The 14,815-nt window shown below is 66.2% G+C and carries 18 protein-coding genes; 8 read left to right on the forward strand and 10 right to left on the reverse strand.

The features are described 5' to 3' along the window. The first annotated feature begins 247 nt into the window (after positions 1-247). From ACW5E8_RS05720 to ACW5E8_RS05730, 3 genes are all read left to right on the forward strand, one after another. Entirely contained in the window at positions 248-718 is a 471-nt protein-coding gene (locus tag ACW5E8_RS05720; RefSeq protein WP_456964504.1) for an RDD family protein, read from the forward strand. A 36-nt stretch (positions 719-754) separates the two neighbouring features. Beyond that, positions 755-1,465, forward strand: a complete 711-nt coding sequence (locus ACW5E8_RS05725; protein ID WP_456964505.1) for a phospholipase D family protein — start codon at positions 755-757, stop codon at positions 1,463-1,465. A gap of 138 nt (positions 1,466-1,603) precedes the next feature. Beyond that, the gene (locus tag ACW5E8_RS05730) at positions 1,604-1,810 is read left to right on the forward strand and encodes a hypothetical protein (RefSeq protein WP_456964506.1); all 207 of its coding nucleotides are present in this window, start codon (positions 1,604-1,606) and stop codon (positions 1,808-1,810) included. Between the two features lie 46 nt (positions 1,811-1,856). On the opposite strand, the gene ACW5E8_RS05735 is transcribed toward ACW5E8_RS05730, so the two are convergent. Further along, positions 1,857-2,228: a hypothetical protein gene (locus tag ACW5E8_RS05735; RefSeq protein WP_456964507.1), complete on the reverse strand. Its 372-nt coding sequence runs from the start codon at positions 2,226-2,228 to the stop codon at positions 1,857-1,859. 786 nt (positions 2,229-3,014) lie between these two features. Between ACW5E8_RS05735 and ACW5E8_RS05740 the strand changes: the two genes are divergently transcribed. Beyond that, positions 3,015-3,674: an NAD(P)-binding oxidoreductase gene (locus ACW5E8_RS05740; RefSeq protein WP_456964508.1), complete on the forward strand. Its 660-nt coding sequence runs from the start codon at positions 3,015-3,017 to the stop codon at positions 3,672-3,674. A gap of 18 nt (positions 3,675-3,692) precedes the next feature. Here the strand turns inward: ACW5E8_RS05740 and ACW5E8_RS05745 are convergent, their stop codons facing one another. The 8 genes from ACW5E8_RS05745 to ACW5E8_RS05780 form a co-directional block, all read right to left on the reverse strand. Next, positions 3,693-4,289 (reverse strand): TfuA-like protein, encoded by a 597-nt coding sequence (locus ACW5E8_RS05745; protein ID WP_456964509.1) that lies wholly within the window; start codon positions 4,287-4,289, stop codon positions 3,693-3,695. A gap of 41 nt (positions 4,290-4,330) precedes the next feature. Beyond that, positions 4,331-4,972, reverse strand: a complete 642-nt coding sequence (locus ACW5E8_RS05750) for an HD domain-containing protein (RefSeq protein WP_456964510.1) — start codon at positions 4,970-4,972, stop codon at positions 4,331-4,333. Between the two features lie 99 nt (positions 4,973-5,071). After that, positions 5,072-6,055, reverse strand: coding sequence for a GlxA family transcriptional regulator (locus ACW5E8_RS05755; protein ID WP_456964511.1), 984 nt, complete (start codon positions 6,053-6,055; stop codon positions 5,072-5,074). Positions 6,056-6,064: 9 nt separating this feature from the next. Then, positions 6,065-7,198: a zinc-binding dehydrogenase gene (locus ACW5E8_RS05760; RefSeq protein ID WP_456964512.1), complete on the reverse strand. Its 1,134-nt coding sequence runs from the start codon at positions 7,196-7,198 to the stop codon at positions 6,065-6,067. Between the two features lie 54 nt (positions 7,199-7,252). Further along, complete coding sequence (locus ACW5E8_RS05765; RefSeq protein WP_456964513.1) at positions 7,253-7,705, reverse strand: PaaI family thioesterase; 453 nt, start codon at positions 7,703-7,705, stop codon at positions 7,253-7,255. Between the two features lie 5 nt (positions 7,706-7,710). Continuing rightward, a complete protein-coding gene (locus ACW5E8_RS05770; protein ID WP_456964514.1) occupies positions 7,711-8,412 on the reverse strand; it encodes an SDR family NAD(P)-dependent oxidoreductase in 702 nt (233 codons plus the stop codon). Continuing rightward, positions 8,409-9,014, reverse strand: coding sequence for a DsbA family protein (locus ACW5E8_RS05775; RefSeq protein ID WP_456964515.1), 606 nt, complete (start codon positions 9,012-9,014; stop codon positions 8,409-8,411). The genes ACW5E8_RS05770 and ACW5E8_RS05775 overlap by 4 nt, the downstream gene beginning before the upstream one ends. Then, a complete protein-coding gene (locus ACW5E8_RS05780; protein ID WP_456964516.1) occupies positions 9,011-9,490 on the reverse strand; it encodes a winged helix-turn-helix transcriptional regulator in 480 nt (159 codons plus the stop codon). The genes ACW5E8_RS05775 and ACW5E8_RS05780 overlap by 4 nt, the downstream gene beginning before the upstream one ends. Positions 9,491-9,937: 447 nt before the next feature. Between ACW5E8_RS05780 and ACW5E8_RS05785 the strand changes: the two genes are divergently transcribed. Both ACW5E8_RS05785 and ACW5E8_RS05790 read left to right on the forward strand, forming a co-directional pair. Continuing rightward, positions 9,938-10,963, forward strand: a complete 1,026-nt coding sequence (locus ACW5E8_RS05785) for a zinc-binding alcohol dehydrogenase family protein (RefSeq protein WP_456964517.1) — start codon at positions 9,938-9,940, stop codon at positions 10,961-10,963. 79 nt (positions 10,964-11,042) lie between these two features. Continuing rightward, the gene (locus ACW5E8_RS05790) at positions 11,043-11,183 is read left to right on the forward strand and encodes a hypothetical protein (RefSeq protein WP_456964518.1); all 141 of its coding nucleotides are present in this window, start codon (positions 11,043-11,045) and stop codon (positions 11,181-11,183) included. 527 nt (positions 11,184-11,710) lie between these two features. On the opposite strand, the gene ACW5E8_RS05795 is transcribed toward ACW5E8_RS05790, so the two are convergent. Beyond that, entirely contained in the window at positions 11,711-12,340 is a 630-nt protein-coding gene (locus ACW5E8_RS05795) for a hypothetical protein (protein WP_456964519.1), read from the reverse strand. 181 nt (positions 12,341-12,521) lie between these two features. Here ACW5E8_RS05795 and hemN point away from each other — a divergent pair, with 181 nt between their 5' ends. Both hemN and ACW5E8_RS05805 read left to right on the forward strand, forming a co-directional pair. Beyond that, entirely contained in the window at positions 12,522-13,925 is a 1,404-nt protein-coding gene (hemN, locus tag ACW5E8_RS05800; protein WP_456964520.1) for an oxygen-independent coproporphyrinogen III oxidase, read from the forward strand. Between the two features lie 22 nt (positions 13,926-13,947). After that, positions 13,948-14,706 carry a helix-turn-helix domain-containing protein gene (locus ACW5E8_RS05805; protein WP_456964521.1) on the forward strand — a complete coding sequence of 253 codons (759 nt, stop codon included), beginning with the start codon at positions 13,948-13,950 and terminating at the stop codon, positions 14,704-14,706. Positions 14,707-14,815 lie beyond the last annotated feature (109 nt).

Consider the following 14,815-nt stretch of genomic DNA (forward strand, 5'->3'; position numbering starts at 1 on the left):
AGTGGCGCTCTCAATCGATGAGATCGCGGCCAAGTGCACTGCACGCGGCCCGCGGAAGAAGCGGCTGCCGAATTGGTGGCGCTGGGGAGAGCGCAGGAGCAGGAGGGTGGCTATGTTGCGGGGGTAGGCCGTTGCCCGGCTTTCCGCAACCCGGGCGTCCATCTATGCTGCCCACCAGCGCAGCTGGGTGCATCTGAGCGACAGCATTGAGAACATCGAGCAGCACAACTAAAACAGGGGGCTTCAAATGCAGGACCAGGAACTGGAGTACGTAGGCTTTTTGGCACGCGTTGGCGCAACCATCATCGACTGGATCATCATCCTGCTGGTGACTCTTCCGCTTACCGTGATGATTTACGGATGGGAGTACTTCACGAACGACGAAGCCCCATTTTTTGCTGGTCCTGCGGATTTCCTGATCTCATGGGTCCTGCCATTCGTCGCAGTGGTCCTGTTCTGGGTCTACAAGCAGGCGACGCCCGGGAAGATGGCGGTTTCGGCGCGCGTAGTAGATGCGCGAACCGGAAATCCGATGAGCGTCGGCCAGGCGATTGGCCGTTACATCGCCTACTTCGTGTCCACGATCCCGCTGTTCCTCGGCATCATCTGGGTCGCTTTTGACCCGAAGAAGCAGGGCTGGCACGACAAGCTGGCCGGCACCGTCGTGGTCCGCGCGCAGAACCGCGGACCCGAGCCAGTTCGTTTCGACCGGGCGTGACGCAGCGTCCGGCATTTTCGGGAACAGGAGTAGCCCGTGGCAAAGTTCCTCAATACCAGCGCGACCAACTACTTCCTTGAAGAGCTCATCAAGGACGCCAAGGATCGCCTGATCCTCATCAGCCCCTACCTGAAGCTCAACGACCGGGTAAAGGAGCTGCTAGCCGACAAGAACCGGCTGAAGATCGACGTGCGGATCGTCTACGGCAAGAGCGAGCTGCAGCCGGCAGAGATCAGCTGGTTGCGCGAGCAGACCTACATCCGCACGAGCTTCTGCAAGAACCTGCATGCCAAGTGCTATCTCAACGAGGAGCTGTGCATCGTCACCAGCCTCAACCTCTACGAGTTCAGCCAGGTCAACAACAACGAGATGGGCATCTTGATCCGCCGTCAGGATGATGCCGAGCTGTATCGCGACGGCTACGAAGAGGCGCAGCGCATCATCCGCATCAGCGATGAGGTGCGAATCTCGATGGAGCGGGTGACGGTCGATGAGCCTGGTGAGGCGGAGCAGGATGGAGGACAGGAGGAGGCCGGCGACACGGGCAAGCTGACCTCATCCAAGCTTGCAAGGAAGCTCGGCATGAAGACGGCTGAGTTGCTCGACAAGCTGGTCGCTCGCGGCTATCTGGAAATCAGGGGCGAGAAGCATTACCTCACCGAGGCTGGAAAGGCCGCCGGCGGGGAGTTCCGGATGGGGCAGCGTTACGGGGCCTATTTCCTCTGGCCTGATTCGTTGGAAGCCTGAACAGACCTCGACACCATGGCCGAGAACAAGACCAAGCCGATCCATCCGCCGGCTCTCCGGTATCGATGCCGATGTATTGGAGCAGTTGGTCTTGGGCTCTGTCGCTGAGCTCGGGCGCCTTCAGGAGCAGGAGAAAACATGAAGATCATTCCGCTCGTGCTTGTCGGGCTGATCTCGGCCCATTCCAGCGCGCTGGCGCAGACCCGCTGCTCCACCGACGCGTATGGCAACACCACGTGCCGCAACAGCGATGGGACCGCGACCCGCGCTTCGTCCAATGCCTTCGGCAACACGACCTATCGCAACAGCGTCGGTACTACCAGGCGCTGCAGCACCGACGCCTAGGCGACACCACCTGCCGCTGAGGGAGGCCTGTCCGGTTCGCGCTGCCTTAGCAGGTGCCGTTTTGCGTCCAGGTGCTTCCGCTGACGCGGAAGCGGGTTCCTCCGATGCACTTCTCGTCTCCGGACAGCGGCTTTGCCTGGTCGGTTGGGCGGCGTTGTACGGGTGCAGCCGGCGTCGGGGTAGGGTAGGCGCTCGGTCCTGCCAGCTCTTGGCCATCAGGCGTCTGGTAGATGACTCGCTCGGTCCTGATCGGCGCTGCTGCGGGCGTAACGGCCGCGGCCTCGGCACGCGCGACGCGCACGTTGTAGAACCACGCTGCATTGGTCAGCGCCAGCAATCCGAGCAGCACGAACGCGAGCGCTTGCCAAGCGGTGGCAGAGAATCCCCACGGCGCGGGATCCGATTGACGGCGTGCCATGCTGCTTTCCCCCAATGAATCACCAGCTGCGACCATAGCGCAGGCCTGAATGTCGCCGCGGTTGCATGCAGCACGGCTTTTCAGCGGTAGGGATGCAAGCGGCTGTGTTGGTACAGCCAACGGTCGAGCAGGTGCGGTGCGACCCAATCGCCGCTTGGGCTGACGAGTCGCTGCCCAGCCATGTGCCATCCGCGCCACGGTCCATGCAGCGCGGTCTGGTTATAGACCACGCGCGCATGGTGGTCGTTGCTTGACTCGGCTTTACAGTGCCAGCAGATGGCCATCCCAGCCTCCGAGAATGAAGCGGGCAAGTCACTGTGCCACCCGCGCCGTCCGTTCTAACACTTCGCATAATGCACATTATGTCAGCCTGTTCATGGCCCTGATCGTTGCAGCAATCGGCCTTGCCGCTTCCCGCCCTCGCCTGCAAATGGATTGAGATCAATCACTTGCAGGGGGAAATGCGACATGGAAACGCTGATCATCGACCCGACGAAGCAACGCATCGAACTCGCCGGCCCCTGGGCCGGTTCGGGCCAAGGTGATCGGCAGCCACATGGAAGCCGTCAATCACGCCATGCAGACGCGCCAGGACCTGCACGACCACATCAAGGCAACGGGCATGGATCCCGAGCGCGTACTGGTTCCGGAAGACGGCGAGTCCTATACCTTTTGAAGAGGTAACGCCTATCTGGCTTGATTGCCGGGATTTGGCGCGCATGTCTGTTATCGACGCGGCAACTCGTGGCAACTGCGGCGAAACATCACAGCGAAGAGGAACCCATCATGCGAAAGGTCTTCATCATCGGCGGCTCGGGCAAAGTCGCCCGCCGCCTCGCCCAACAGCTCGCGGCGCGCGGGCATGAGCCGCGTTCGCTGTACCGCAAGCCGGAGCAGGCCGGCGAACTCGAAGCCCTGGGCGCCGTCCCGGTCCAAGGCAACCTGCTGGAACTCGACGCCGACGGACTGGCGCAGCGCATGGCCGGCAGCGACGTGGTCGTCTTCTCGGCCGGCGCCGGCGGCAAGGGCGGAGCGGAGATGATCGACGCCATCGACGGCCGCGGGCTGGAACTGGCGGTCGCGGCGGCGCAGCAGGCGGGCATCCAGCGCTTCCTGCTGGTCTCGGCCTTCCCCGAGGCCGCCCGCGGCAAGGCGGTGTCGGAGACGTTCGAGCACTACATGGCGGTGAAGAAACTCGCCGACGTGCATCTGGCCGAGTCCGACTTGGACTGGGTGATCCTGCGCCCCGGCACGCTGCTGGACGCGCCCGGCACCGGCAAGGTGCGCACGGGCCTGGCCATTCCCTACGGCGACGTGCCGCGCGACGACGTGGCCGCGACGCTGTTGGGGATCATCGAACAGCCAGCGGTGAGCCGCATCATCATCGAACTGACCGAAGGCGACACGCCGGTTGCAGAGTCCGTGGCGCGGCTGGTGCACGCCTGAGTCGCAGGCTTTCCTCGGCTACCTGAGTTGCCGAAGCAGGCAGAGCGCGTCCTCACGCTTGGCGTCCATCAGGCGGATCTCAGGTGGCAGGTGGAAACCCGCGCCGGCAACGGCAGCCTCGATGTTCTCCCAGGTCCGCGCATCCAGCGCGATGGCGCGGAGCACGTGGACGAGCGCAGCAAGTTCGCCGGCTCCCAATCCGCTCGACCAAAGGCCGGCCACCACGTTGATCAGCGGCACCGTGAGCGGCCTGAACTCCAACCCGTCGCGCGCAAACAGTGTCTGGACCAGATCCTCCCGGTCGCCACCCAGCGTCCGCAGTATCTGGAACACCTGCCCTGCACCTTTCATGCCCAGGGGTTCCAGCCGCGCCGCCAACACCGCGCCCATGCTCGCGGCCCCGTGGAGGTCGAGGCCGCGAGCGAGCGCCCTGGCGGCTTCTTCGGGGTCCAGCCGCAGGTCAGGGTCAAGCAGGCCGTCGACGATCACGACCTGCGCCGGTTCAGCGATGGCATCCAGGTCGCCGCGGACGATGGGCGCGCGGTACTCCGCATCCAGGACCGCGCGCGCCTCCGGTCCGGTGAGGCTCAGGCCCAGGAATACGATTGGCCTCACGCGCTCCCTCGTGGCGCGGGATCGCTGCTCAATTCCGCTGATCAGTTCGGCCAGGCGGAACCGCGGATGATGGAACAGAAGTCGGTCCGCCGGTATCCCGGCACCTTCAGCGCCAGCACGTCCGCCTTCACGTTGCCGAACGCGGTGTCCGGCTTCTTCCTGATGCCATCGGCGAAGTGGTCGATGATGCCTTCCTTGAAGTTCGCCTCGCGGGGATGACAGGCACAGACCTCGTGGCGCTGCTCCTGGCTGAACTCGTCGTAGGCGATGCCGAGCACATCCATCTCGACGCCAGCGGTCACCAAGGCCACGGTCGGCCGCATGTGCCCAGGGATGCCGGGCGTCGTATGCAGTGCGATGGCCGTCCAGACGTCTTCGACGTCGCGCTCGGGCACGTCATAGCCGTTCATGAAGTCGCGCGCCGCGTTGGCGCCGTCGACCTCGAAGCGCAAGTCGGCGCTCGAGTACCGCTGCGTCAGGCCCATGTCGTGGAACATGGCACCCAGGTAAAGCAGCTCCGGATCGTATTCGAGGCCGCGCCGGTTGCCGGAAAGCGCCCCCCATAAAAATACGCGCCGGCTGTGGTTGTAGAGCAGGTCGTCTTCGGTGTCGCGCACAAGCTGGGTGGCGGCGCGCACCAGCGGGCTGTCGGGCACGCGGATGCCGGCGATGGTCTCGGTCATGGAAATCCACTCCTGGAAAATACTGACCTCAAGTGTCGGCAGTTATCCGCCTGGCAACAATCAAACCCTTGCGCCGGATCGTGACAGAACAGCGCGATTTCATGACGCCGGGGATGTTTCTTGGTGCCGGAACCGGGCGCGGTATTGCGCGGGAGTCACGCCGAGGCGTTCCCTGAAGACGATCCGCATGCGGTCCGCGGTTCCGAAACCGCAGTCGTATGCCACGGTCTTCAATGGCAGGTCGCTGCTTTCCAGGACCTTTCGGGCCGCGTCGATCCGTGCCCGCAGGACGAACTCGTGCGGGGTGATTCCGGTTTCCTGGACGAAATGGCGGATCAGGTTGCGCGGACTCATGTCCGCCACGCCGGCAAGCGACTTGAGCGCGTGCCGCTGGGCGGGATGCGCCGCGATGTGTTGCTGGACGAGCGCCACCGACGACGTGGGATCGACGGGAGGCGTGAGATAGGGGCTGAACTGGGATTGGCCGCCCTGGCGCTGCGCCACCACGACGAGCCGCTTGGCGACGGCCACGGCCACCTCCGGCCCATGACGCTGACCGACCAGCGCCAAGGCAAGGTCGATCCCGGCCGTGACACCGGCAGACGTTATGAGTCGGCCGTCGCGGACATAAATCGAATCGGCTTCGACTTTCGCTTCGGGGAACATGCGTGCCAGCTGGGCGGCACTCTGCCAGTGGGTCGTGACCCTCCGGCCATCGAGCAGGCCGGCATGGCCGAGCACGAACGCGCCCGTGCAGATCGAACCGTAGGTCGTCGACCTGCGCGGCGCTTCCCCCACCCACTCCAGCAGTTCGGCATCGGGCAACGTGTCCGGCAGCTCCGGCCCGCCTGCCACCAGGATGATGTCGAAGTCGCGTCGCGCCTCCTCGAACGTCATGTCGGCCACCACCAGCATGCCGCCGGATGTCCGCAGCGGCTTGCGATCCGCTGCAACCAGGACCGTCTTGTAATGATCCCCGGCCGGAACATGACCGTTTGCCTCGGCAAACACGTCGACCGGCCCCGCGACGTCCAGCGCCTGCACATGTTCGTGTATTGCAATCGCGATCGTAAGTATCGCCACGTGACCCCTTTACACCTGCAAGGACGGGTTGATCAGATACTTCTCGCCGGTCGACTTGCGCTCGTACGCAGCCAAAATTTCTGGCTGGAGCGCATCCGTGAGGCTGATGGTCTTCGTGTAGTGGCTGGCGAAAGTCGTTGTCAGCTCATCCACGACACGTTGGCGCATCCGCGCCGCGACCTCCTGGCCCGCCTTCTGCATGAACGGGAAAAGCAGCCATCCGCCGACGTTCCAGGCAAAGCCGAACGTCCGATCGATCACGGTCGGCCCGGTGTCCAGGGCGCCGTAGATATAGACCTGCTTGAACGCATCCGAGCCGTAGCGGTTGTAGGTGGTGACGCCGCGGCTGGCGACCGTTTCCATCGCCTGCAGGATCTGGCCGGCCAGCTTGCCGCCACCAATGGCGTCGAAGCCGATGGTGGCGCGGGTTTCAGCAATCGCTTCCGTCAGCTCGGCCTGGAAGTCGGGCGACGTGCTGTCGACGATGTGGCGTGCGCCGATCTCGCGGAGAATCGCCGCCTGCGCGCTGCTGCGCACGATATTGACCAGCCCGATCCCGTCCGCAAGGCAGATCCTGTTGAGCATCTGGCCCAGGTTCGAAGCGGCGGCGGTCTGCACGATGGCGCTGTGCCCCTCGGCCTTCATCGTCTCGGTGAAGCCAAGCGACGTCAGCGGATTGACGAACATCGACGCGCCGTCCGCGACGTCCACGTCATCGGGCAGCAGGATGCAGTCCTGCGCCCGCAGTTTGCGCAGCTGCGTATACATCCCGCCGCCCAGCATCCCGACTTTTTTGCCAAGGAAATGCTGCACATCGCGACCCGCCTTGACGACGGTGCCCGCGCCTTCGTTGCCGACCGGCAGCGATTGATCCAGCCGACTGCGAATGGCCGCCAGGCGCTGCTGCGGAATGTCGGCGACCAGCACCGGCCGTTCCGGCGCGCCTTCGGCCCGGACGGTCGATACATCGGCAGGGCCGAGCAGGAGCCCAAGGTCGGATGGATTGATGGGCGTGGCCTCGACCCGCACCACCAGCTCATCCGGGCCGGGCTCATCCAGCACGACCATCTCCAGGCTCAGGCGAAGCTGTCCATCGGACGTCGCCAGCGATCGCAGTTCCAGTCCTTTCATCGTCTTGTCCATCTCAGTTGCCTCATGGGAATTCTCGAACGGGAGGAGCGCACGGAATGCGATCGCTCAGCGCTCGATATCGAATACCAGCAGCGTCGACGTGGCCGTCGCACACAAGCGACCCTCGCCGTCATGCAGCGTCGCCTCGGCGAACGCGACGCGCCGTCCCATCGAGACGACGCGGCCGGCCGCGCGCACCGTGCCGCTGCTGTCGGTGAGCGGGCGCAGGTACGACACCTTCAGTTCGAGGGTGGTGTGCCCGCGCCCGGCGTCGAGCTGGCTGTGCACGGCAATGCCGCAGGCGCTGTCGAGCAGGGTCGCCGCATAGCCGCCGTGCACCGAGCCAAGCGGGTTGTAGACGGTCCGGTCGGGCGTGCCTTCGAACACGGCATGGCCGCGATCGACCTCGACCAGCGTGAAGCCGAGCGTTTCGCCCATCGGCGGCTGGTTGGCTCCGGCCACCATCAGGGCGCGAAGCTGCTCGAGGCCGTTGAGCGCGTCGTCTCCCCACGTGTCCACGGCGCTCACCACGGCTCGTGGAAGGGCCGGACTTCGGCGAGGAACGACCAGGCGTCGCGCGGCTGGTGCGCGAGGTGCCAGACCTCGCCCGCGATCGAGGCGGGCGAGATGAAGAAGTCGTCCGCCGCTTCGGGCAGCCGCTCGCGCTGCCAGGGCACGTCGATCACCGCGTCGATGATCAGATAGGCGACATGCACGCCCTTCGGTCCCAGGTCGCGGGCCAGTGATTCGGCCAGGATCCGCTGCGCCGCTTTCGTCGGCGCGAACCCGGCAAAGCCCTCCCTGCCGCGCTGGGCAGAGGTATTGCCGGTCACGATCAACGCGCCCTCGCCGGCCTCCACCATCGCCGGGGCGGTCAGCCGCGCGAGGTTGAACAGCGCCATCGTGTTGATGTCGAAGTTCTTCTGCAGCGTCTCCGCCTCGATCTCCATGAACGTGCCGAACGCACCGCCCACGGCGTTGTGGACGACCACCTTCGGCATGCCGACCTCGGCGATGGCCTGCTCGAGCGCGGCCACGTCAGTCACGTCGCAGGGCACCGCGATGGTGTCGGGGATCTCTGCTTCCAGCGCCGCGAGGCGATCGGCGTTGCGCGCCAGCATCGCCACGCGGTAGCCACCCTCGGCGAAGCGCCGCACCAGGGCAGTGCCGGTGCCGGGGCCGACCCCGGTCACGAGGGCGAGCGGTTTGGTGGTCTTGTCGGTCATGCAGCTTGCTCCAGGTGCGCGAGATGTTCGCGCACGAAATCGAGACGGTCGTTGCCGAAGAACATCGCGTCGCCGACGAACATGGTCGGTGAGCCGAACACGCCGCGCTCGATGGCTTCGCGGGTGTTGGCCTCCAGCTGCGCAATCGTTTCGGGCGCATCGATCCGCGCGGCGATCGCGTCGGCGTCGACATTGATCCCGGTTGCGGCCGCGGCGATGACGGCAAGGATGTCGTCCTTCGTGGCCAGCGCCTTGCCTTCGCTCCAGCACGCGCGGTACAGCGCCAGCGTGATCGTCGCGGCATCCGCGGGCGAGCCCGCCGCCAGCACCGCGCGCGAACAGGCATCGCCATCGTTCGCGCGCATGTCCGACGGGTTCAGAGCGAAGCCGTAGCGCTGCGCCCACCGCGCCAGGTCGTCGCGGGCGTAACGCCTCTTGGCGGCGCAGGTGAGCGTGGTCGGCACGTTGCCGACCGCCTCCATCACCTTCAGCACCATCATCGGCCTGAGCACGAGGTCGACGCCCATCTCGCGTAGCTGCGTGAAGGCAAGGTAGCTGTATGGGCTGCGGAAATCGTAGAAGAGTTCGAGCGGTTGCGTCATCGGGCTGCTCCTGTGGCGAGGTTGTTCAGAAGATGGCGAACGCCGTCGTCGGCACCGGGTCCGGGGCGAAGCTGGATGCGGTTCGTGGGCACGGCCGTGCCGGTCTCGGGGTCGACCAGCGCCAGGCGCAGCGGTCGCCCGGTCTCGCAATCGATCGTCTCCACGGTCGGCGCGCCAACGCCGCTCGCATCCCAGCGGTCGCCCCATTCGCGCAGTGCGACGCTGACCTTCCACAGGTCGCGGCCCTTGGCCGTCAGCTGGTATTCGACCCGTGGTGGTCGCTCCTGGTACCGCGACTGCTCGACGATGCCGTGCTGCGTCAGATGCTTCAGGCGCGCAGCCAGCGTGGCGGTGGGAATGCCCGTGCTCTCGCGCAGCGCGTCATGGCGGCGGAGCCCGAGCGACAGGTCGCGGATCAGCAGCAGCGTCCAGCGATCCCCGATCAGCTCGAGCGCGCCCGCGATGGAACACCGCATTCCTGCGAAAGACTTCACTTTCAATTTGCCGGTACCTATTACTTCAATTATTGAAGTATAGGTGTTTCAGCGCTTTTGTCGACATCCGCCAGGATGACTTCACCGACGTGCGCGTGTTGACCCGCAACATCGTCTTCAACGGTACGCAGCTGAGCATCACCGGTGGACAGCATGGCGATGAATGGAAGCCGTCAATCACGCCATGCAGACGCGCCAGGACCTGCACGACCACATCAAGGCAACGGGCATGGATCCCGAACGCGTGCTGGTTCCGGCGGACGGCGAGTCCTATACCTTCTGAAGTCCGGTGCCAGACTGCGGCCGCGCTCGGCCAGGCTGTACTCCACCTTGCGGATACACCTTCGACACTTGGATGATTCATGTGCATTCTTGCGAAGAACATGCCCATCCATCACATTGATGCGCCCCGCCTTGAAGGACTTCGTCATGCGTGCCGTCGGCTACCAGACCTCGCGACCCATCAACGACGTCGCTGCCCTGGTCGACATCGAACTGCCGCGACCGGTCGCGTCCGGATGCGATCTGCTGGTCCAGGTACGCGCGGTGTCGGTCAATCCGGTCGACACCAAGGTCCGTCGCAACGCGCAACCCGAGGCCGGCACGTGGAAGGTGCTGGGCTTCGACGCCGCCGGCGTGGTGGTCGAGGCCGGCCCCGACGCCAGCCTGTTCAAGCCCGGCGATGAGGTGTTCTACGCCGGCTCGCTCACCCGGCCCGGCACCAACGCCGAGTTCCACGTGGTCGACGAGCGCATTGTCGGCCACAAGCCGCGCAGCCTCGATTGGGCCGAGTCAGCGGCCCTGCCGCTGACCTCGATCACCGCCTGGGAAGCGTTGTTCGAGCGTCTGCAAGTCCGCGATCACCAGGTGCCGGGCGCGGCACCGGCCATCCTGATCGTCGGCGCCGCGGGCGGCGTCGGCTCGATGGCGACCCAGCTTGCACGTCGGCTGACCGACCTGACCGTCATCGCCACCGCGTCACGGCCGCAAACCCACGCCTGGGTCAAGGACCTCGGCGCCCACCATGTCATCGACCACCGCCAGCCACTGGCTGACCAGGTCGCCGCGCTCGGGCTCGGTGCCCCCGCGTTCGTTTTCTCGACGACGCACACCGACGAGCACCTGGCGCAGATCGCCGCGCTGATCGCGCCCCAGGGCCGGCTGGCGCTGATCGATGACCCGGTGACGTTCGAACTCGGCCTGTTGAAGCGCAAGAGCGTGTCGGTGCACTGGGAATACATGTTCACCCGCTCGATGTTCGATACCCCCGACATCGCCGCCCAGGGCGCGGTGCTCGAGGAGGTCTCGCGCCTGGTCGACGCCGGTACGCTGCGCACCACGCTGGCCGAACGCCTCGGCCCCATCGACGCGGCCACGCTGAAACAGGCCCACGGCCTGATCGAAAGCGGCAAGGCGCGCGGCAAGATCGTCCTGGAAGGGTTCGCGGCCCGGTGATTGCCCCAATGACGCGACACCAAGCGCATACGGCCGCTGTGATCTGATCCGGACTCCACACATCGAAGAGGCATTCATCATGCTCAAGGTCTTCATCATCGGCGGCTCGGGCAAGGGTGGCGTGGAGATCGAACACCCGGCGGTGAGCCACATCATCATCGAGCTGCCCGAAGGCGAGGCGCCGGTCGCTGAGTCCGTGGCGCGCCTGGTGCGCACCTGAGTCGCCCACCCCGCTCTATCGACAGGCCGCCCAGACCTCGTCATCGAGCTTCCGCAACAGATCGAATGTCCGCTTCAGGCCCACGCGCCGGAGTGTCTGCTCGCGCCGGTCGCGGGCAGCCTGGCAACGGTCTGATTTGCCGCGCGTCGTCGTCCGGGCCGGACGCGTGGTCCGCGAGCCGGTTCGGGCAGTCGTAGCGGATCGCGACGAAGCGCCGGTCTGTCGCTGCTGTGGGACGGGTCTCGCAGCCGCGGCGTTCGCGGCCGGCTCCGGCACGGCGTCATACGTGTTCGCGAGCAGATGACCGTCCGCACACGCACCGCTGGTGAACGTGACGTGGCCATCCGCGCCCACGCACTTCTGCACGGTCTGCGCAGCGGCTGGAGCGATCGATCCCGGCATCGCCACGCCCACGACCAGCAACAGCGCCAGCCACCCACCCTCCCTGGATGCTTCCCGCATACGGCCTCCTGCCAAACGGGTGAATGCCGGTTCCCCGCGCCAGCGAGGGCGCGGGAACGTATCCGCTAGTGCACCTCCACCGGCGCAAGCGACACCGCCAAACCTTCGCGGAAGCGCACGCGCAGCAGGTCGCCGACCGTGATCTTCCTGACCGCTTCCCGATGCTCGGGCGTCTCGGCCTGCAGGGTGCGCACATTGCCCGTCGGACCCTGGACGGTGAATGCGCCCGCCCCGCCATCGACCTCCACCACAGTTGCCAGCACCGTGACTTCCTGTTCGCCGACGCGCGCGGGTGCGCCGTCAGGGCCGTCGCCCGCGCGACCGTCTTCGGCGATCCAGGCGCCCGGCTCCGCCGTGCCGCCGGGCTGGATGTCGAACAGGATCGAACGGTGGTAACGCACGTCCACGACGTCGCCCACGCGGAGCTTGTCGAGGTCGGCGACGCGCGGGTCGACGGGCAGGACGCGGGAGCCGGTGCCGGTATCCAGGGTCACCAGCCGCTGTTCGAGATCGATGGCGGAGACGGCTCCGCGCACCGCGACCTCTGCCTGCACGATGGTTTCAACCTGGTCTCCGGTGCCCTGTTCCACCTGGTCCGCGTCTGTGGCGACGGCAGCGCTGCAGCCGGTAGCGGCCAGGGCGAGCGCGAGCGCTGCGGCGAAAGGAAACAGGCAAACGGACGGCTTCGCGTTCATCGTTGGCTCCATGTGTGCGTGCATGCCCGGAGGGCGGGTGTGCGCGGATACTAGCCGAAGCGCTACGTGCGGTGCTTGAGGCAGCTCAAGCCGATCGTGTCGGATTAGCCCGCGACCGCCCTGCCCCATGCTTGACCGGAATCAAGGCGTGCCCGCCGCGGCTGCGGCACGATCCCTTCCCATGGACGCTTCCCTCCCCTTCAGCGCCGAGCTCCTGCGCCGCTACGACCGGCCCGGTCCGCGCTACACCTCCTACCCCACCGCACCGCAGTTCAACAATGCGTTCGGCGAGGACCATCTGCGCGACGCCGCTGCCGCCAGCAACGGCGATCCGATCCCGCGCCGGCTGTCGCTGTACGTCCACGTTCCGTTCTGCGTCAGCCCCTGCTTCTACTGCGGCTGCAACCGCATCATCACCCGCGACAAGTCGCGCGCCGAGACCTATCTGGCGCGCCTGTACCGCGAGATCGACATGACCGCTGCGCTCTTCGACCGCGACCGCGAAGTGGTGCAGCTGCACCTTGGCGGCGGCACTCCGAACTTCATGCATCCAGGCCAGATCGGCGAACTGGTCGACGCGCTGCGCCGCCAGTTCCATTTCGGGCGCCCGGAAGAAAGCGACATCTCCATCGAACTCGACCCGCGCTTCGTGTCGCCCGCCGACATCGCCGAGCTGGGCCGGATCGGATTCACCCGTGCCAGCTTCGGCGTGCAGGATTTCGATCCCGTCGTGCAGGAAGCGGTGAACCGCATCCAGTCGGTCGAGGAAACGCGTGCGGTGGTCGATGCCTGCCGTGGCAACGGCTTCCGCTCGGTCAACGTGGACTTGATCTACGGCCTGCCGAAGCAGAATCCGGAAGGTTTCGCGCGCACGCTCGACACCGTGGTGGAGATGCGTCCCGATCGCCTGGCGGTCTACGGCTATGCGCACCTGCCGGAGGTCTTCCGCCCCCAGAACCAGATCAGGGCCGAAGACCTCCCCAGCCCGGAGGAGAAGCTCGCGCTGCTGGAACTGGCGATCACCAAGCTGTCGGGTGCCGGCTACCAGTACATCGGCATGGACCACTTCGCCCTGCCCGACGACGACCTGGCCATGGCCCAGGCGCGTGGCAGCCTGCACCGCAACTTCATGGGCTACACCACCCACGCCGACAGCGACCTGGTCGGCCTGGGGGTGAGCGCGATCAGCCACATCGGCGACACCTTCAGCCAGAACCCGCGCGACCTGCCGTCCTGGCAGTTCGCGATCGACGAAGGCCGCCTGCCGGTGTTCCGCGGCATGCGCCTGGAGGAAGACGACGTGATCCGCGCCGACCTGATCCAGCAGCTGATGTGCCAGGCGGAAGTGCCGATGGACGCGCTGGAGCGCCGGCATGCCATTGTTTTCCGGGAATATTTCGCCGAGGCTCTGGAAAAGATGAAGCCGCTGGAGGACGACGGCCTGGTGCGGATCGAGCCCGGCCGGATCAAGGTGACCGCGCGCGGACGGCTGCTCTTGCGTAACATTGCCATGTGCTTCGATCGCTACCTCACCCCTGCCCCCGCCGACCCCGATACACGGCCCCGCTTCTCTCGCGCGATCTGACGCAAGGGGAGGCGCCGGCGTGGTGAATGACAAGGTCGCGTTCCCACGCGTCGATCCCAGCGTGCTGGCCGACGACGGCGATGCCTTCCACTTCTGCTCCACCTGCGCCTTCTCGCAGGCGTGCATGGCGCAGGGCATGGACAAGGGGTCGCTGGGCGAACTGCACATGCTGGTCGAGCACGTCGGCCCGCTGCATGCCGGCGACCACGTCTTCCGCGTCGGCGACCCGTTCGAGGCCATCGCCGCGGTGCGTGCAGGCACGGTCAAGACCTACATCATCGATCCCAATGGCCGCGAGCACGTGCTCGGCTTCCATTTCCCGGGCGAGGTGATCGGCCTGGACGGCATCGACGGCGACACCTACCCGGTCAACGCGGTCGCGCTCGACACGGTGATGCTGTGCCGCTTCTCGTTCCCGAAGATCTCGGTGCTCGCCGGGCGCCTGCCCGGCCTGCAACAGCACCTGTTCCGCCTGCTCAGTCGCGACATCGGCCGTGCCGCCCTGCTCGCCGGCGACTGGACGGCCGACGAACGCCTGGCGGCCTTCCTGGTGATGATGTCGCGCCGCCTGGCCGCGCGCGGCTTCTCGCCCGATCGCTTCCAGCTGACCATGGCCCGCACCGACATCGCCAACTACCTGCGCCTGGCGCCGGAGACCGTCAGCCGCGTGCTCAAACGCTTCCAGGCCGACGCGCTGCTGCACGTCGACCGCCGCGAGCTCGAGATCCTCGACCAGGCGCGGCTGGGCGCACTCGCTGCACCGGTGCTCTGGAAGCAGTAGCGTCCCGCGGCTTCCGGGCTGGAAGCGCACTCCTGGACTGAGTCGCACGCACTCTTGACCTGCGTCATGGCGGGGTCCCGGCTGCATCCGGAGCATTGCGGCATCCGTC

It is taken from the genome of Luteimonas sp. A649 (assembly GCF_054072735.1).